Consider the following 19,063-nt stretch of genomic DNA (forward strand, 5'->3'; position numbering starts at 1 on the left):
TATGCTGAAAGCGTTTAGCTTTTAGCGTTATCATTATTAACCTGGTGCCAGATCATAGTCTGGTTGCCGAATATTTTGCTGAAACCCCTTACGTCTTCCCCGCTCCAGCCGCTGTTCATTTCGCCGTATTTGCCAAACTTGCTGCTCATCAGGTCGTAAGGAGATTCAATGCCGGTTACCTGGAAACGGTAGGGCATCAGCGTTACAAATACCTGGCCGCTTACCTGCTGCTGGGAGCTTTGCAGGTAGGCCTCGATGTCGCGCATCACGGGATCGAGGATCTGACCTTCGTGCAGCCAGTTACCATAGAACTGCGCCAGCTGGTCTTTCCAGCTCAGCTGCCATTTGGTGAGCACATGCTTTTCAAGGGCATGATGCGCTTTGAGGATCACCACGGGGGCGGCGGCTTCAAAACCTACACGGCCCTTGATACCGATGATGGTGTCTCCCACGTGAATATCGCGGCCAATGGCAAAAGGACCTGCGATCGTCTGTAAATATTGAATGGCTTCTGTGGGGTGTGCAAATGTTTTATCATTCACGCCCACCAGCTCTCCTTTTTCGAATGTCAGTGTAACCTGCTCGGGATCCTGTTTGGTCAGCTGCGTAGGGAAAGCAGATTCGGGCAGCATACCATTGGAGCTCAGGGTTTCCTTACCGCCTACAGAAGTGCCCCAGATACCCTTGTTGATGGAGTACATGGCCTTCTCGAAGTTCATTGACACGCCTTTAGACTGGAGGTAGGCGATCTCTTCTTCCCTGCTCAGTTTCATATCCCGTATGGGGGTGATGATCTCCACACCGGGGATCATGATATGGAAGATCATATCAAAGCGCACCTGGTCATTTCCAGCGCCGGTGCTGCCGTGCGCAACGGCGGTAGCGCCTGTTTCCTTCACATATTCTGCGATAGCCAGCGCCTGGCTCATACGCTCTGCGGATACGCTCAGCGGGTAGGTATTATTCTTCAGCACATTGCCGAATACCAGGTATTTGATCACCTTGTCATAATAAGAGCGGATAGCGTTCACTGTTTTGTGGCTCTTTACTCCCAGGCTGTAGGCACGTTTTTCTATCTCCTGTAATTCCGCATCGGTAAAACCGCCGGTGTTTACGATCACAGAATGTACTTCATAGCCTTTCTCTTCAGTAAGATATTTTACACAGTAGGAAGTATCGAGTCCTCCGCTAAATCCCAGTACTACTTTTTTGCTCATTATGACGGTTTTTGGAACGTTTAAATGTTAGAACAGGTTGAATAAAAAGAATTTCTTACGGTTGTTGCCTGCAGCGCCGGCGTTGCCGCCTTTCAGGAGCACATACCTTTTATACCGCAGCCATCTTTCAAACAGCTTGAAATTGTCTTTGAAAGCCCTTTGCCTTTTCTGCTGCTGTATGTTGCCATTGGCGGCTACCATTACCTGGGGCTTCAGGGCTTCCTGGCCGTCTGCTGTCGCCGCTGCCTCCGCTTTTTCCCTGGCAATCCTTTCTTCCTCATCTTTCTGTTTCTGCTCCGGATCATACAGCATGGCCGTACAAAGGCAGTTCTTACGGTTCTTTGCAGTAAGGATATCGAAGTTTATGCAGCTGCGGCAGCCTTTCCAGAACTCCTCATCGTCAGTAAGTTCTGAATAGGTAACCGGTTCATAGCCCAGCTCGGAGTTGATCTTCATAACGGCCAGGCCGGTGGTAAGGCCGAAGATCTTGGACTCCGGGTATTTCTCCCTGGACAGTTCAAAAATGCGCTGTTTGATGGATTTGGCCACGCCATGTCCCCTGAAGGCAGGGTTTACGATCAAACCGGAGTTGGCTACGAATTTTCCGTGGCCCCAGGCTTCGATGTAGCAAAAGCCCACCCACTCTCCACTGTCGGTAGTGGCGATCACCGCCTTACCTTCCTCCATTTTGAGCTGCACGTATTCCGGGCTCCGTTTCGCTATACCGGTTCCACGTGCCTTGGCGGAGGACTCCATCTCGTCTGTGATGGTTTTGGCATAATGCGCATCGCCGGGAGTGGCTACCCTAACGATGATATGTTGATTTTCCAACTTGCGTAATTGAAAAAAGTGAATCAATAATATTAAAATGAACTTCCTGTTGCAGGAATAGGTAAAATCAATGATGGGGGAATCATTGCGACAGCGTGCCTGGATGTAAGACGGACGCTATCAAATGCGAGGTCGTCGGGAGAGATATCTAAAGACATTAAACCCAATAGAGTACATGCCTTCCATCAGGGAAGGATGATATGCAGAGATGTTGGTATGGGTCGTAAAGTTTTCCAACTTCAGTTCAGCATTAAATTGTTAAAAAACTGTCTTTATTTAAATTCAAACGCAAAATTATAACTTATTCAATATAAATCGGCAAATTTTTTTCAGTTATAAATTCTTTAACACAAAAAATAAACGGATCACATCCGTTGTTTACAATTGATGTAATCCGTTTATTATTAATATGATAGCTATTTTACTTCGTCAGTATGCCCAGTTCTGCCACCCCGGCGCTGCTGTCTGACTCATCTGCGGGCTCCAGTGCCACCAGCCGGATGTAGCGGCCGTTCACCGGCGCCTGGAAACGGATGGTCTGTTTTACCGGGTTGTTCTTAATATTATCGAAGCTGCCGGAGGAAACGGGTTCTCCCCAGTTTTTCCCGTCTGTACTTACATAAAAGGCATACTTGGAGAATACGCCGCCGGGACCATGATCCGCCTGGCGGGGCGTATAGGTAAAGCCGTGCAGCTGCAGGCTTTCACCCAGGTCTACCTGCAGTTCGTGCGGGTATTTGGACTGCGCGCCGCTGAGCCAGCTGCTGCCCGGGTTTTCGTCTATTGCCCTGTCTGCCTGCTCCTGTTTATCATCTGCATAGATCACTTTCCATTTGGCAGGGGCAATGTCCAGATCGGAGGTAACCACCGGTCCGGCGGTCTTACCCTTGTTAATGAACGCCTTTACCTTAATCACGCCACCCCTGGGCAAGGCAAAAGGCGCGGTGTATTTGGGAGAAGCGATGGTGGGCTCACTGCCATCCAGGGTGTAATGCAGTTCAGGATCGGGGGAAGCGCACCGGATGCTTACCAGGCCTTCCCTGTTACGGCTGATCTCCGGGGTAGCCAGCAGGTCGGAAGCTTTGTACAGTTGTACCTCGCTGATCACCGGACAAGCCTTGGCGTCTTTGATATTGATCCGTACCCGGGTAGTGGTGATGTTGGGCAGGCGAAGTATGCGTTTGTACCCTACCGTGGTTTCGCTGGCAACTTCCCTGAAGGCGCCGTTCTCCCAAACTTCTACCGTAAAGGCTTTTACGCGCTGGCCCAGCGGAATGTATTCCTGCAGTACCAGGCGGTTGAAGGTAACGGCCTTTGGAAAGCTGAGCGTGATACCCGCCTGCAGCACATCATCGGGCGTAGCCCAGTATGTTTTTGCATTACCGTCTGCCAGGTGCTTTGCGCTGACAGCAGTATTATTCTTACGTATATTGGTAACAGTTACTTTGGCGTTACGGGCCAGGTTGGTTTTAAAGGTTTCGTTCAGCAGGCGGCGGAATTCCATCAGGCGGGTGGAATCGTTGGCGTGTATGAGGCCGCGGCGGTCTACCGGTACGTTCAGCAGCAGGTTACTGTTGCGGCCTACAGAAGCGTAATAGATCTCCAGCAGCTGCGCCAGGCTTTTCACCTTATCATCTGTTGCTGCGCTGTAAAACCATCCCGGGCGGATAGACACATCACTTTCAGCGGGCACCCATTGCTCTCCGTCTTCATCGCCACGGTTCAGTATAGTGGTAGCAGGTGCATTTTTACCGGGCTCAAAGCCTTTCACGTTCAGGGTGCTCCAGTTGGTAGCGCCGGCAAAACCGTTTTCGTTACCTACCCAGCGGCAGCCGGGCCCCACATCGCTGAATATAATGGCATTGGGTTGATTGCGGTACACTACGCTATGGAACAGTGGCCAGTCGTACACCTGCTTTCTGCCGTTGGGGCCTTCGCCGTTGGCGCCGTCAAACCATTGTTCAAACACGGGACCATAGCCGGATAATACCTCGTTGAGCGTATTGCTGAATACCTGGTTGTATTCAGGCGTGCCGTAGGCCGGATGGTTACGGTCCCATGGAGAAAGATATACACCGAATTTCAGGCCATACTCTTTACAGGCGGCGGAAAGCTCTCTCAGTACGTCGCCTTTGCCATCCTTCCATTTACTTTCACGCACGGTATGGGTACTGTATTTACTGGGCCAGAGACAAAAACCATCATGGTGTTTGGCAGTGATGATAATAGCCTTCATACCAGCCAGTTTAGCGGTACGCGCCCATTGGCGGGCATCCAGCTGCGTGGGATTGAATATCTGCGGATCTTCATCGCCATGCCCCCATTCACGGTCCGTAAAAGTATTGGGACCAAAATGAATGAACATATAATACTCCATCTCCTGCCAGTTTTGCTGGGCCTTTGAAGGCAGTGCGCCATAGGGTTTGATACCGGGTTGTGCTTTAGCCGTCAGCAAACCAGCCATCAGACCTGTGATCAGTAGTGCTGTCTTTCTCATACTAAGCTTAAAAATAAGGCAGGATAAAGGTAATGTAACCCTGCAGGTAAAATCGAATCAACATTTGAGAAGATAATAGTATTGACTAAATTTAGCGTTCCGTTACTTGCAATCGTACCTAATTCCACAAAAAGATAACAAACCACTTTCTGTATGAAAACGCATCGCAGAACATTCATTAAGCACACTGCTGTAGCCGGAGCAGGTCTTTCCCTGCTGAATATTCCAGCCAGGTTATTTGCGCAACAAAAAAAGGAAAAAGTAAGGGTAGGCCTGATAGGCGTAGGCGCCCGTGGACAAGGGCACCTCAATCTCTGTTTGCGCCGCCGGGACGTAGAAGTGATCGCTATCTGCGATCCGGATACCAAATGGGCTGTTCCCAAGTCAAGAGATATGATCGCGAAAGCCTATGGCGGAAAAAAGAAAGTAGCAGAATATACCAATGGCGATGAGGATTTCCGCAACATGCTCAAACGTGATGATATAGATGCCGTGATCATTGCCACTCCCTGGGAATGGCATACCATACAGGCTGTAGCTGCCATGAGAGCAGGAAAAACGCCGGCAGTGGAAGTATGCGGCGCCAGCGACATCCAGGAATGCTGGGAGCTGGTGAACACCAGCGAGGAAACCGGCATACCGGTATTTGGTATGGAGAATGTATGTTACCGCCGCGATGTGATGGCGGTACTCAATATGGTACGCCAGGGATTGTTTGGCGAACTGATACACCTGCAGGGCGGCTACCAGCACGACCTGCGCGGCGTGAAGTTCAACAACGGCCAGCAGCTGTATGGCGGCGGTGTGGAGTTTGGAGAGAAAGCGATGTCGGAAGCGAAGTGGAGAACCAATCATTCGGTACATCGCAACGGCGATCTTTACCCTACACATGGATTAGGTCCCGTGGCGAACATGATCAACATCAACCGCGGCAACCGCTTAATATCACTGACTTCTGTGGCCACCAAATCAAGGGGCCTGCATAAGTATATTGCAGACAAAGGCGGGAAGGATCATCCCAACGCCAAAGTGGAGTTCAAGCTGGGAGATATTGTGACCACGCTGATCAAAACGAATAACGGGGAGACGATTATGTTGTCGCATGATACGAATTCGCCCCGCCCCTACTCGCTGAACTTCCGTGTACAGGGCACGAACGGGTTGTGGATGGATGATATGGATTCCATCTACGTGGAAGGCAAAAGTCCCTATGATCAGTGGGAGAAGGCGGGTCAGCCGGATCAGGCGGATAGTTACATGAACCGCTATGATCACCCGCTGTGGAAACGTTATGCCAACGATGCATCCGGCGCAGGACATGGAGGGATGGACTGGTTTGTGATCAATTCTTTTGTTGAAAGCATCAAGCGCGGTACGCCGTATGCACTGGATGTGTATGACCTGGCTACGTGGTATGCCATCACGCCACTGAGTGAGCAGTCTATTGCAGAAGGCGGGAACGTACAGTATATACCTGATTTTACGAGGGGGAAATGGATTAACAGGCAACCGGTGTTTGCGCTGAATGGGGAGTATTAGGAGGGCTGCGTACTAAATCATTGAGAAGCAGGCGGGGTTCAGCCCCGCCTGCAACATCACCTACTCCCCTACTTCCACTCCGTTCTCTATCGTCGTAACATACACCTCCGGCACTATCCCGAATTGCTGCTGATAACGTTCCTGTATAAACGCAGTATATGCTGCTACTTTATCTGCTTTAACCAGGTTAATGGTACAACCGCCAAAACCGCCGCCCATTACTCGGGCACCCGCTACTTCAGGACGCTGGCGGGCTAATGACACCAGGAAATCCAGTTCGGGACAGCTCACTTCATACAGGCGGCTCAGGCCATCATGCGTTTCGTACATCAGCTGACCAAAAGCTGTCAAATTGCCTTGCTGCAGATAGATACAGGCCTGCTGTACACGGGCAATTTCGGCAATGACATAGGCACAGCGTTTATATACCAGCTCATCCAGGCGGTCTTTAACGGCGTCGAGCAGCTGCATGTCGGCATCGCGGAGGGATTGTACCTGCGGATAGCTTGCCTGCAAAACTTTTACGCCTTCTTCACACTGGCGGCGGCGTTCATTATATGCTGAAGAGGCCAGGGAGTGGTGCACCATAGAATTGCACAGCACTATTTTCTGGTCGGGGAAACTGAAAGGATAATAGGTGTAGGAAAGGTCGCGGCAATCCAGCAGCATTACCTGGTCTTTTTTACCGTGCAGGTTCGCAAACTGGTCCATGATGCCGCATTGTACACCGGGAAAAGTATGTTCCGCCTTCTGGCCGATGAGGGCCATATCCATGCGGGACAGTCCATACCCCATGAGGTGATCCAGCGCAGCTACCAGTCCGCCTTCTACAGCTGCGGAGGAAGAGAGTCCTGCGCCAACAGGTACGTTGCCTGCAATAACACAGTCAAAGCCGCGCACTTCATAGCCGCGCTGCTGCAGCTGGTGTACCACGCCCATGAGGTAATTGATCCATCCGGGGGTGGGATGTACGGCATCCAGGCTGAAGCCCGTCTTTTCGCCGTTGAAAGCGGCGTACGCATTACAATAATTGCTGCCGTTCAGGGCGATGGCATATATGATCTGCTTGTCGATAGCGGCGGGTAGTACAAAGCCATTATTGTAATCCGTGTGCTCACCGATCAGGTTGATCCTGCCGGGGGAGCTGACTATCAGCGGTGTTTTTCCGAACAATTTTACGAACTGCTCCTTTGCTTGTGCTATCATGTAGACGATTTAAAGGGGTTAAAAATAAAGCGTGCAGGTGAAAGATCAAACCCGGGGAGGAAAGGAAGCACTTTCCAGGCACTGACTAAGCACCCACTAAGCACTGACTAAGCACTCACTAAACTCACCCTAAGCACTCACTAAACTGATACTAAATTAACCCTAGGGTCGTTCGGCGCGTAAACGGCCAGTAAACCCCTTGTAGAACTGAAGGTGAGCTGGATGTAAGATGGACCTGAGGTGGACTTGATGCCGGGTAAAATTGTATCGGTCCCGGAGGCCTCCCGGAGCTGCGCGGTGGGGGTATGGAGGGTAGGTGGAGGGTATATGGCAGGCATACAGCTGGTAGTATGACCTGGTCAAACAAAAAGCCGCCTGCCAGCTGGCAGACGGCCTTTGCTATTATTTGTCCGGTGTGATGCCTATGCTTTTGCCTTACCTACTTTATGCCCCGCTAAAGCGAAGTACAGTATGTACAGGTAACAGGGCAGCATACAATACAGGAAAGCTTCCCGGAAATCAATGCTGCCGGAGTGCAGGAAACCCAGTAAACCGTCTTTGTTAAAGAGGCCACTATAGATCTGCGGCACCACCGCTCCACCGGCAATACCCATTACCAGTAAGGCGGAACCTATTTTAGTAAATTTACCCAGCTTGTCAATTGCCAGGGGGAAGATGGCAGGCCACATCAGGGCATTGGCCAATCCCAGCAGGGCAATGAAGGTTACTGCCATGTTTCCGTCTGTCAGGAAAGCGCCCAATGTGAAGATGATGCCCAGTATGGCGGAAAGGCGAAGGGCCATATCCTGCGACATAATCTTCGGTATGGTAAGGATACCAATTACATAGCCCACCAGCATGGCAGCTAAGGTAAATGAAGTAAAGTATTTGGTCTTGTCCAGGCTCATACCCAGCTCCGTACCATAGGTACCGATCACGTCACCGGCCATTACTTCCACACCTACATACAGGAAGATGCACAATACACCCAGCAGCAGGTAAGGATACTGGAACACACTGGTGCGGCTGGCCACCCCTTCTGTTTTCACTTCTGCACCATCTGTGTCAATTTCCGGCAGGGTGGAACGCCTGATCATAAATGCCAGGAGCACCAGCACAATGGCAATTACAATATAAGGACCCACCACACGGGATGCAAGGCTATCCAGCAATAATGCTTTCTGCGCAGGATCTGTAGCGGTAGCGATCTGTTTTTCCAATGACTCGGCATTCTTCAGTACGATGGTGCTGAGTACCAGCGGACTAATAGCGCCGGCTACCTTGTTACAGATGCCCATGATGCTGATACGCTTGGCCGCACTCTCGATAGGACCGATCACACTGATGTACGGGTTAGATGCAGTTTGCAGCAGTGCAAGTCCTGCTCCCTGTACAAATAATCCGGTAAGGAAAAGGATAAAGTTACGCGTGTTGGCGGCCGGTATAAAGATCAGCGATCCTGCCGCCATTACCAGCAATCCCAGCGCCATCCCGTTCTTGAAGCCTGTTTTGTTAAGGATAAAGGAAGACGGGATAGACAGGAAAAAATAGGCCATGTAAAAGGCGAAGGTCACCAGCAGAGCCTGGGAAACATTCAGTTCACAGGCAATACGCAGGAAAGGGATCAGTGTGCCATTTAACCAGGTCACGAAACCAAATACAAAAAACAAAATACCGATGATAGTAATGGACTGCGCATAACTGGCTGCTTTTTTCCCCCCTGTTAGCGCCGCAGCGGTGTTAGATGACATAGCGACTTCTTAAAGATTAAAAAAATAATATATATAGATCTTGGTCTCAGATTAGCACGAACTTAAATAACTATTCTTGTATTTTCTAATCCGGTAATGTCTATTTTACCAGATTAAGCAATCGCTATCAATTTTAGATAATTTTCTATAATCATCGAGCTAAAACGTTTTTGCATAATATAAAATTGCAACAATTTATTTTTATTTTAGAAAATCTAAAAAAATTATTTATACATTTATCGGGCAAACAACTACAGTAACAACACGTTTATGGCTGAACAAACAAAGCGCGGCACCAACCCACAGTTCTTTGTGTTAATCACAGTTTTCTTCTTCTGGGGATTCGTAGCCGCCTCCAATGACATCCTTATCCCTCTCTTTAAGGAAAAGTTCCACTTGGCGCAATGGCAATCACAATTAGTGGGATTTGCTTTCTATGTCGCTTACTTCGTCGGGTCCATTATTTATTTTATAGTAGGCAAAGCGCTGAAAACAGATCCGTTGAATAAGATCGGCTATAAGAACGGGATTATTTACGGGCTTATATTTTCGGGTATAGGCACATTGATCTTTTATCCTGCGGCTGAACTGCATTCCTACTTCCTGCTGCTCACCGGCTTGTTTGTAGTAGGCCTCGGCTTTTCATTACAGCAGATTGCCGCCAACCCCTTTGCTATCGCACTGGGTGATCCTGCAGACGGCGCCAAGCGCCTGAACCTCGCAGGTGGTATTAACAACTTCGGTACTACATTGGGTCCGGTACTGGTGAGCTTCGCCATCTTCGGCGCTGTTTCGCCGGATGCAGCAGCCAATGCCACCATCAACTCTGTGAAAGTACCTTACCTGGTAGTAGGTGTGCTGTTCATACTGGTGGCCCTCTTCTTCAAGTTTTCCAAACTGCCTGCCATTACCAATGATGAGAAAATTGAAGGCGGCCTTGGCGCACTGAAATTTCCGCAGGTGCAGCTGGGCATGCTCGCCATCTTTGTGTATGTAGGCGTTGAAGTGACCATCGCCAGCAATATCGGCGAATACCTGAAGCAAACAGAGAACCTGGACTCTTCACAGATCTCTCACTATGTATCCCTTTTCTGGGCCAGCATGATGATGGGACGGTGGACAGCAGGTACCAGTGCATTAAATCCCTCAGCGCAGCTGAAACGCATCCTTACCGTTATCGTGCCTTACCTGGCCTTTGGCGTATACCTGCTGATCAACTACCTGAGAGGCAGCGATGTAACCGACCTGTATATTTATGGTGTCTGCATCATCGCATTGATCATCGCTTTCTTCCTGAGTAAAGATCAACCTGCCAGGCAGCTGGGCATCTTCGCTATATGCGGTATGATGGCAATGTTGCTCGGCCTGTTCACCACCGGTAAAGTAGCCCTGTTCTCCTTTATCAGCGGCGGTTTATTCTGCTCTGTGATGTGGCCTTGTATCTTCACCCTGGCTACCGCCGGTCTCGGAAAATATACCAGCCAGGCTTCTGCCTTCCTGGTGATGATGATCCTGGGCGGCGCACTGCTTCCTTTATTACAGGGAACAATCGCCAGCACCTCCATCGGTATTCACCAGTCTTACTGGTTACCGGTATTCTGTTTCGCCTATCTGGCATTCTTTGCATTTCGAGTTAAAAACATATTAAAATCTCAGGGAATCGATTATGAGTCAGCAATTAGTAGTGGGCATTGATATTGGCGGTACCAATACAAAATTCGGCATCGTAGATCGCAGGGGAAATATTTTATGCGATGGACGTATGCTGAGCAATCAACATGCAGAAGTAAAAGACTTCATAGAAGAGTTGCACGGGCACCTCTCCAAACTGATAGACCAGGCAGGCGGTATAGATAAGATCAAGGGCATCGGCGTAGGTGCACCCAACGGTAACTTCTATACAGGCAACGTAGAATATGCACCAAACCTTCGCTGGAAAGGTGTTATTCCGCTGGCTAACCTGCTGGGCGAAAGATTCGGCCTGCCTACTGTGCTGACCAACGATGCCAATGCTGCAGCGCTGGGAGAACTGATCTACGGCGCAGCCAAAGGCATGAAAGACTTTATCGTGATCACCCTGGGAACCGGTGTAGGCAGCGGTATTGTTGCCAACGGTCAGCTGATCTATGGTCACGATGGCTTTGCAGGCGAACTGGGTCACTGTATCGTGATCCCCGGCGGCAGGCTGCACCCGGGTACCGGTGCGCATGGTTCACTGGAAGCCTATGCTTCCGCTACCGGCGTTACCAACACCGCCCTGGAATTCCTGGCTGAACGCCCGGATACCAAGAGCATCCTCCGCGATTATCCGAAAGAAGAAATCAACTCTAAACTGGTATTCGAAGCAGCTATGGCAGGCGATCCGCTGGCCAGGGAAGTATACGAGTTCACCGGTAAGATCCTGGGCGAAGCCCTTGCCAACTTCGTAATGTTCAGCAGCCCCGAAGCCATTATCCTCTTCGGCGGCCTTACCAAAGCAGGCGATCTTATCATGAAGCCGGTACGCGAGCACATGGAAATGAACCTCCTGCCCATCTTCCAGAACAAAGTGAAGCTGGTATTCTCTGAACTGAAAGAAAGCGATGCCGCCATCCTGGGCGCCAGCGCACTGGCCTGGGAAATGAAAGATTAAACGAAAGTTGAATACCGGGAATAAAAATTCACTGTATTTTCACTCCCGGGCAACAATCATCACTTTCGGTTCATATAACTGCTTATGCAAGATCGTAGACATTTTTTAAAAGCAGCGGCCCTCGGCGCCGCTGCTTTCTCTTTAGACGGGATGAAGCCGATAGCGGCTCAAACGGCGGGAAAAGCCGTAAAAGGTAAACCTGTTGTGATCTCTACATGGGACTTTGGCCTGCCAGCCAACAAAGCTGCCTGGGAAGTGCTCAAAAAGGGCGGACGGGCGCTGGATGCCGTAGAGGCAGGGGTAAAGATCCCTGAAGGCGATCCGGCCATACAAACGGTAGGACTGGGCGGCTTCCCTGACCGCGACGGCCATGTTACGCTGGACGCCTGCATAATGGACGAACTGGGTAACTGCGGCTCCGTTGCTGCGCTGGAACATGTGGTACACCCCATTTCCGTTGCACGGGCAGTCATGGAAAAAACCCCGCACGTCATGCTGGTAGGCGAAGGCGCACTACAGTTTGCACTGGCCAATGGTTTCAAAAAGGAAAACCTGCTTACGCCCGAATCTGAAAAAGCCTGGAAAGAATGGCTGAAGAAATCGGAGTACAAACCGCAGATCAATATTGAGAACAAGACCTATAACAGTAACGATACTACGACCGCATTCAACCCGCTGCGTTTACCCGGTAACGTATACAACCATGATACCATTGGTATGGTAGCGCTGGACGCCCGGGGTAACCTCTCCGGCGCCTGTACCACCAGCGGTATGGCCTTCAAGCTGCGCGGCCGCGTGGGCGACTCTCCCATCATCGGCGCCGGCTTATATGTAGACAATGAGGTAGGCGCCGCTACCTCTACCGGTGTTGGTGAAGAAGTGATCCGCATTGTAGGCAGTCACCTGGTAGTAGAGCTGATGCGTCAGGGCTATTCGCCCGAAGCCGCCTGTAAAGAGGCGGTTACCCGTATTGTGAAAAAGAACCCGCAGAAAGCGAAAGAGATCCAGGTTGGATTCCTGGCGCTCAACAAAAAAGGCGAATACGGCGCGTACTGTTTGCAGCAAGGCTTTAGCTATGCAGTGTGCACAAGCGACAGCAGTAATAAGCTGTATGACGGGAAACATTATTTTTAGCTGTTAGCTGCTGGCTTTTGGCTGTTAGCATTAACACGGTATGTAAGGTGACAGCCAACAGCAAAAAGCCAGTAACTGAAAACGTCAGACATGAGTGGAAAGATCACTTTAGAAATATGTGCGGGCTCCGTAGCCTCCTGCCTTGCCGCACAGGAAGGAGGAGCGCAACGGATAGAGCTCTGTGATAACCTGCTGGAAGGCGGCACCACCCCCAGCTACGCCACCATCGCCCTGGCAAGGGAGAAAGTGCAGCTGGCCCTCTACCCTATCATCCGGCCGCGCGGCGGTGATTTCCTGTACGATGAACTGGAATTTGAAGTGATGAAACGCGACATCGCCCTCTGCAAACAGCTGGGCTGCGATGGCGTGGTAATAGGTATGCTTACACCGGATGGCAAAGTAGACAAGGAACGCTGCAAAATACTGGTAGAACTGGCCTGGCCCATGGGCGTTACCTTTCACCGGGCCTTTGACATGACGGAAGATCCGCTGCAGGCGCTGGAGGATGTTATTGCAACCGGCTGCGAACGCATACTCACATCCGGGCAGCGTAACACTGCCGCAGAAGGTATTCCGCTACTGAAAACACTGGTGGAAAAAGCAGCCGGGCGTATTGCCATCATGGTGGGGTCAGGGGTAAGATCCAATAATATCGCCAGCCTGGTACAGGAAACAGGGGCCACAGAATATCATACCACCGCCAGGGCCTATATAGAAAGCGGTATGCAATTCCGTAATCCGCATGTAAGTATGGGCGGCATACCAGGTGTACCGGAATATGGCATTTCAGTTTCGCAGGCGGCAGAAGTAAAAAAGATCAGGGAAGCAGCAGAGAAAGCGATCAGTCGTTAGTCCTTCGTTTTCAGGGTTCAAGCAAAACCATGTATTATCTCCGCGTTAATTACTAACGGATAACCAGTAACAACTAACGACTTTTTTGTATATTAGGATCCCTGCAACTATCTTATACTATGAAAAGAGTCCTTATGCTATCAGCACTTTTAAGTATCAGCGGGCCGCAATTCGTGTCTGCTCAACACCTTAAAGTGCTGACCTACAACATTCACCACGGTGAGAATGTAAGAGGGGAAATTAACCTGCAGAGTATTGCCAATGTAATTCTCGCCACCAATCCTGATCTTGTAGCTTTACAGGAAGTAGACAGTGCAACCGCGCGTGCGCAAAAAGCAGATCAGCTGCAGGAGCTGGCGTCCCTTACAGGTATGTATACCTATTTTGCCAAAGCCATGGACTACGATGGCGGCGCCTATGGCACCGCCATATTATCACGCCTGCCCATTGCATCCGGCGAACGTATAAGCTTACCCGGTAGTGCAGGCAGGGAACCGCGGGTGGCAGGTATTGCCACTATCCGCCTGCCGGGCGACAGCCTGCTGCGGTTTGTAAGCACGCACCTGGATGCGGACGCTGATCCGGCAGACCGCATCAGCCAGGCCAATGCACTGGTACAGCATTTTACGCCTGTCAAAGAAACCGTAATACTGGCCGGCGACCTGAACGCGCCTCCCTCAGCCAAGGAAACCGGTATACTGAAACAACTGTTCACCGATCTTACACAGGCCCTGGGCCCCACCTATCCCGCAGATACACCTGCTGTAAAACTGGATTATATTATGATCCTTCCGCGGCAGCAACATGAAAGCATTTCTGCCCGGGTAATAGAGGAAACCATCGCATCAGACCACCGCCCGGTGGTATGCGAGCTCAAAATTAAAGAATAACGTTTTGCCGAATATTGTATCTTAGAAGCCGTCTTTTGTAACTACTACATCAACTGGCTGAAATATACAATATTATGAACAGTACAATGAACCGTACCCGTGCCGTACTACAGGCACTGGTGGTATTTGCAATGGCAGGCCTGGCGGCCTGCAACAGCGCTCAACAACAACATGCTCCCAAAGGAAAAGTAAGTATCATTCCTATACCGGTAAGCATCCGGGAAGCACCCGATTCTTTTCTGCTGGACAAACAAACCGTGCTGGTGGCCACCACCCCGGAGGAACAGCAGACCGCAGGCTTGTTCAACGCCTGGCTGAAAGATCTCACCGGTTATGAACTGACCATTACCGATAAAGGAGAACACAACGCCATCCTCCTGCACACCAATACAGACACCACCGCCAGCGCCGCCAAAGAAGGCTACACGCTGACCGTTGGCAAAGACCGTATCGATATTGCAGGCAACGATGCCGCAGGTACTTTCTACGGCATACAAACACTGATACAGCTGCTGCCCGTTGAAAAGGCCGGCAGCCTTTACATCCCTGCCGTAGCCATTACAGACTATCCCCGTTTCAGTTACAGGGGACTGCACCTGGACGTATGCAGGCATTTCTTCCCTGTTGACTTCATCAAAAAATATATTGACCTGCTGGCCATGCACAAGCTCAATACCTTTCACTGGCATCTTACAGATGACCAGGGATGGCGTATTGAGATCAGGAAATATCCCCGCCTGCAGGAAGTAGCCTCCAAACGTAAAGAGTCTATGGTAGGCCATTATAACGACCAGAAATTTGATGGCAAACCATATGGCGGCTATTATACGCAGGAGGAAGTAAAAGACGTGGTTAAGTACGCTACTGAACGCCACGTGACCGTCATCCCTGAAATAGAAATGCCCGGCCACGCACTCGCCGCACTTGCTGCTTATCCACAGCTGGGCTGCACCGGCGGACCCTATGAAGTAGGCACCAAATGGGGTGTGTTCGATGATATTTTCTGCGCAGGCAATGACAGCGTTTTTCTCTTCCTGCAGGATGTGCTGGACGAAGTATTACCGCTCTTCCCCAGCAAATACATTCACGTAGGCGGTGATGAATCACCTAAAACCCGCTGGGAAAAATGCCCGAAATGCCAGCGGCGTATCAAACAGGAAGGCCTGAAAGATGAACATGCATTACAAAGCTATTTCGTACAGCGTATTGAAAAATACCTCAACAGCAAGGGCCGCCGTATCATTGGCTGGGACGAGATCCTGGAAGGCGGACTGGCGCCCGATGCTACTGTGATGAGCTGGCGCGGTACGGAAGGCGGTATCACTGCAGCTAAACAAAAGCATGACGTGATCATGACGCCGGGCAATTACTGCTATCTTGACCACTACCAGTCACAGGGTAAAAACGAGCCGGTAGCTATCGGCGGCTATACTCCGGTAAGCGAGGTATACAGCTATGAGCCGGTACCCGAAGAGCTGAGCAAAGAGGAAGCTACCTATATTAAAGGGGCACAGGGCAACCTGTGGACAGAGTATATACTGAGCCCCTCTCACGCCGAATACATGGTATATCCCCGCGCTACCGCCCTGGCAGAAGTGTTATGGAGCCCGGCAAACAAAAAGAACTACGATGATTTTGTAGAAAGGTTAAAAGTACACTTCCACCGCCTGGATCAAAAGAAAGTGAACTATGCCAAACATGTGCTGGAGATCCGCGGCACGGTAGAAAGCAACGGCAAAGACGGTGTAACGGTAAAACTGGACAGCAAGCTGAATGGCGGCAAAATCTTTTACACTACCGACAGCAGCGCTCCCACCCCGCAATCCATTCCCTACACAGGACCTATCCCGGTTACCGCCACCGGTACCATCCGCGCAGGATTGTTCCTGGATGGCAAACCTTACGGCAATGAGTATACGCAACCGTTTATCTATCATAAGGCTATCGGCCATAAAGTAACGCTGGCCCAGCCACCCAATGCCAGCTACAACCCGGGCAGTCCCTTTGCACTGGTGAACGGCATTGCAGGTGTAAAGGAATACAATGACAACCAGTGGTTTGGTTACAGCGGCAACAACCTGGAGGCTACCGTAGACCTGGACAGCGTACAGGACATACACAGCGTAGGGCTGAACACCCTGAATTTCAAGGGCCCGGGCATCTACCCTCCCAAACAGGTAAGCTTCCTGGTGTCTGACGACGGCCAGCATTTTAAAGAAGTGTATAAACAGACCACCTTTAACAAAGACGGCATTAACCAGGTGCGCAAGCCATTGCAACAGGTAAGAGGCAGGTATGTGAAGGTGATGGCAATCAATGCAGGAAAGATCCCTGCAGGCGCCCAGGGCGCAGGAAGCCCGGCCTGGCTGTTTGTTGATGAAATAATTATTAACTAATGTGACATATATAGATAAAGATTATCTAAAAAAATCACAATTCTTAGTATCGGCATAACAGCACATTAGCATATTAGCGCATTTTTGTTTAATTTTCGGGCTCGCTCTTAAATGCCTTCAATCCAAAACATTTACCATGACGCTTAATCATCAGGAGATCGAACTGATTGACAGTTTTGAACAGATAGCTGTGGATATATATCCCACGGCTAAGGACGGATCCCGCGCGGTTGCGCAGGAAATAGCAGCACTCATCAAATCAAAACAGGCCGCCAAAGAAACCTGCGTATTAGGACTGGCGACCGGCTCTACCCCCAAATACTTATATGCCGAGCTGGTGCGCATGCACCGCGAAGAAGGTCTCAGCTTTAAAAACGTGGTGACCTTCAACCTCGATGAGTATTATCCCATTGAACCGGATGCCTTACAGAGCTACAACCGGTTCATGAAAGAGCAGCTGTTTAATCACGTAGACATTCCGGAAGGCAATTACTTTGTGCCCGATGGTACGATCCCCAAAGAAAGGATCAAGGCCTATTGTGAGGAATATGAACGCAAAATAGAAGCGGCAGGCGGTATCGACCTGCAGATACTCGGCATTGGCAACAACGGCCATATCGGTTTTAACGAGCCGGGCTCCAGTGTAAACTCTCATACCCGGCTGATCACGCTGGACAACAGTACCCGCCTGGCCAACGGCTATGAGTTCCCGAACATGAGCCAGGTACCCAGGCTGGCGATTACAGCGGGTATTGGCACCATCATGAAGGCACGGCGCGTGGTGCTGATGGCATGGGGCTCTCACAAAGCCAAGATCGTGCGCAGGGCAGTAGAAGGCCACAACACCGACCAGGTGCCCGCCAGCCTGCTGCAACAGCATCCCAACACCAAGTTCGTGATAGACGAGCAGGCAGCCGCAGAACTTACCCGCTTTAAAGAGCCCTGGCTCACCGGCGATTGCGAATGGACGCCGCAGCTCAGGCGCAAGGCGGTTACCAGCCTCGCCATGAAGCTGAACAAGCCCATCCTGATGCTGACAGACAAAGACTACAATGAGAATGGCTTAAACGACCTGATCGTTCAATACGGTTCTGCCTATGAACTGAACATCGAAGAGTTCAACGGCATACGCGACACCATTACAGGATGGCCCGGCGGCAAACCCGGCGCTCCCCTGCCCAAACACCCGGAACGTTCTGAGCCCGCCAGCAAACGGGTACTGATCTTCTCCCCTCACCCGGATGATGACATCATCTCCATGGGCGGTACCTTTATCCGCCTCCATGAGCAGGGACATGATGTACACGTGGCCTACCAGACCTCCGGCAACATCGCCGTTACAGACGAATTCGTACTGCGCTTTATTGACTTTGCTGTAGGCTTTGAAGGCATGTTCGATATAGACAGAAGCAAGAGCTCACAGATACTCGACGAAGCCAAGGCTTTCCTGAAGATCAAAAAGCCCAGCCAGAAAGATACTCCTGAGATCCGCGCTATCAAAGGCCTGATCCGCCGCTGCGAAGCAAGGGCCACCTGCCGTTACGTAGGCATCAAGGATGAGAACATTCACTTCCAGAACCTGCCTTTCTATGAAACAGGACTGGTTGAGAAAAAACCAATGGGCGAAGAGGATATACAACTGACGGTAGACCTGATCCGCCAGGTGAAACCGCACCAGATCTTCTGCGCCGGCGACCTTGCCGATCCGCATGGCACCCACAAGGTTTGCCTGGACATCATCTTTGCCGCACTGGAAAGACTGAAACATGAAGATTTCATGAAAGATTGCTGGGTATGGCTGTACAAAGGTGCATGGCAGGAATGGGAGATCCATGAAATAGAGATGGCCGTGCCCATGAGCCCTGACCAGGTAGTACAGAAACGCCTCGGTATCTTCATCCACCAGAGCCAGAAAGACGTAGTGCCTTTCCAGGGTACTGACCTTCGTGAGTTCTGGCAAAGGGCGGAAGACCGCAATGCCAACACTGCAGACCTGTATGACCAGCTGGGCTTACAGAAGTATGCAGCCATGGAAGCGTTTGTACGTTACCATTTCATGTAACACCTTGCAGGAAGCAATAAAAAAAAGACGCGGAGATCACATCCGCGTCTTTTTAT

The 19,063-nt window shown here is 50.6% G+C and carries 13 protein-coding genes; 8 read left to right on the top strand and 5 right to left on the bottom strand.

Going from position 1 to position 19,063, the window contains the following annotated elements:
- Nucleotides 1-14 precede the first annotated feature (14 nt).
- The 3 genes from Q0577_RS03235 to Q0577_RS03245 all read right to left on the bottom strand — a co-directional run bounded on the left by Q0577_RS03235 (nucleotide 15) and on the right by Q0577_RS03245 (nucleotide 4,545).
- Nucleotides 15-1,217 (bottom strand): argininosuccinate synthase domain-containing protein, encoded by a 1,203-nt coding sequence (locus tag Q0577_RS03235; RefSeq protein ID WP_298732747.1) that lies wholly within the window; start codon nucleotides 1,215-1,217, stop codon nucleotides 15-17.
- A gap of 27 nt (nucleotides 1,218-1,244) precedes the next feature.
- Nucleotides 1,245-2,048: a GNAT family N-acetyltransferase gene (locus Q0577_RS03240; protein ID WP_298732749.1), complete on the bottom strand. Its 804-nt coding sequence runs from the start codon at nucleotides 2,046-2,048 to the stop codon at nucleotides 1,245-1,247.
- A gap of 421 nt (nucleotides 2,049-2,469) precedes the next feature.
- On the bottom strand, nucleotides 2,470-4,545 hold the full coding sequence (locus tag Q0577_RS03245) for an alpha-L-fucosidase (protein ID WP_298732751.1): 2,076 nt from the start codon (nucleotides 4,543-4,545) through the stop codon (nucleotides 2,470-2,472).
- 153 nt (nucleotides 4,546-4,698) lie between these two features.
- On the opposite strand from Q0577_RS03245, the gene Q0577_RS03250 reads away from it, so the two are divergent.
- Complete coding sequence (locus tag Q0577_RS03250) at nucleotides 4,699-6,084, top strand: Gfo/Idh/MocA family oxidoreductase (protein WP_298732753.1); 1,386 nt, start codon at nucleotides 4,699-4,701, stop codon at nucleotides 6,082-6,084.
- A 60-nt stretch (nucleotides 6,085-6,144) separates the two neighbouring features.
- Here Q0577_RS03250 and galK read toward each other — a convergent pair whose 3' ends face one another.
- Nucleotides 6,145-7,290, bottom strand: coding sequence for a galactokinase (galK, locus tag Q0577_RS03255; protein ID WP_298732754.1), 1,146 nt, complete (start codon nucleotides 7,288-7,290; stop codon nucleotides 6,145-6,147).
- Between the two features lie 422 nt (nucleotides 7,291-7,712).
- Nucleotides 7,713-9,041, bottom strand: coding sequence for a sugar MFS transporter (locus tag Q0577_RS03260; protein WP_298732756.1), 1,329 nt, complete (start codon nucleotides 9,039-9,041; stop codon nucleotides 7,713-7,715).
- A gap of 270 nt (nucleotides 9,042-9,311) precedes the next feature.
- Here Q0577_RS03260 and Q0577_RS03265 point away from each other — a divergent pair, with 270 nt between their 5' ends.
- The 7 genes from Q0577_RS03265 to nagB all read left to right on the top strand — a co-directional run bounded on the left by Q0577_RS03265 (nucleotide 9,312) and on the right by nagB (nucleotide 19,007).
- On the top strand, nucleotides 9,312-10,736 hold the full coding sequence (locus Q0577_RS03265; protein ID WP_298732758.1) for an MFS transporter: 1,425 nt from the start codon (nucleotides 9,312-9,314) through the stop codon (nucleotides 10,734-10,736).
- Complete coding sequence (locus Q0577_RS03270; protein ID WP_298732760.1) at nucleotides 10,708-11,673, top strand: ROK family protein; 966 nt, start codon at nucleotides 10,708-10,710, stop codon at nucleotides 11,671-11,673. The genes Q0577_RS03265 and Q0577_RS03270 overlap by 29 nt, the downstream gene beginning before the upstream one ends.
- An 84-nt stretch (nucleotides 11,674-11,757) precedes the next feature.
- Nucleotides 11,758-12,807 carry a N(4)-(beta-N-acetylglucosaminyl)-L-asparaginase gene (locus Q0577_RS03275; RefSeq protein ID WP_298732762.1) on the top strand — a complete coding sequence of 350 codons (1,050 nt, stop codon included), beginning with the start codon at nucleotides 11,758-11,760 and terminating at the stop codon, nucleotides 12,805-12,807.
- 90 nt (nucleotides 12,808-12,897) lie between these two features.
- The gene (locus Q0577_RS03280; protein ID WP_298732764.1) at nucleotides 12,898-13,659 is read left to right on the top strand and encodes a copper homeostasis protein CutC; all 762 of its coding nucleotides are present in this window, start codon (nucleotides 12,898-12,900) and stop codon (nucleotides 13,657-13,659) included.
- A 134-nt stretch (nucleotides 13,660-13,793) separates the two neighbouring features.
- On the top strand, nucleotides 13,794-14,549 hold the full coding sequence (locus Q0577_RS03285) for an endonuclease/exonuclease/phosphatase family protein (protein ID WP_298732766.1): 756 nt from the start codon (nucleotides 13,794-13,796) through the stop codon (nucleotides 14,547-14,549).
- Nucleotides 14,550-14,623: 74 nt separating this feature from the next.
- A complete protein-coding gene (locus Q0577_RS03290) occupies nucleotides 14,624-16,945 on the top strand; it encodes a family 20 glycosylhydrolase (protein WP_298732768.1) in 2,322 nt (773 codons plus the stop codon).
- Nucleotides 16,946-17,081: 136 nt separating this feature from the next.
- Nucleotides 17,082-19,007: a glucosamine-6-phosphate deaminase gene (nagB, locus tag Q0577_RS03295; RefSeq protein WP_298732770.1), complete on the top strand. Its 1,926-nt coding sequence runs from the start codon at nucleotides 17,082-17,084 to the stop codon at nucleotides 19,005-19,007.
- The last annotated feature ends 56 nt before the right edge of the window (nucleotides 19,008-19,063 follow it).

The sequence above is a fragment of the uncultured Chitinophaga sp. genome, assembly GCF_937898475.1.
Taxonomy (GTDB): Bacteria; Bacteroidota; Bacteroidia; order Chitinophagales; family Chitinophagaceae; genus Chitinophaga.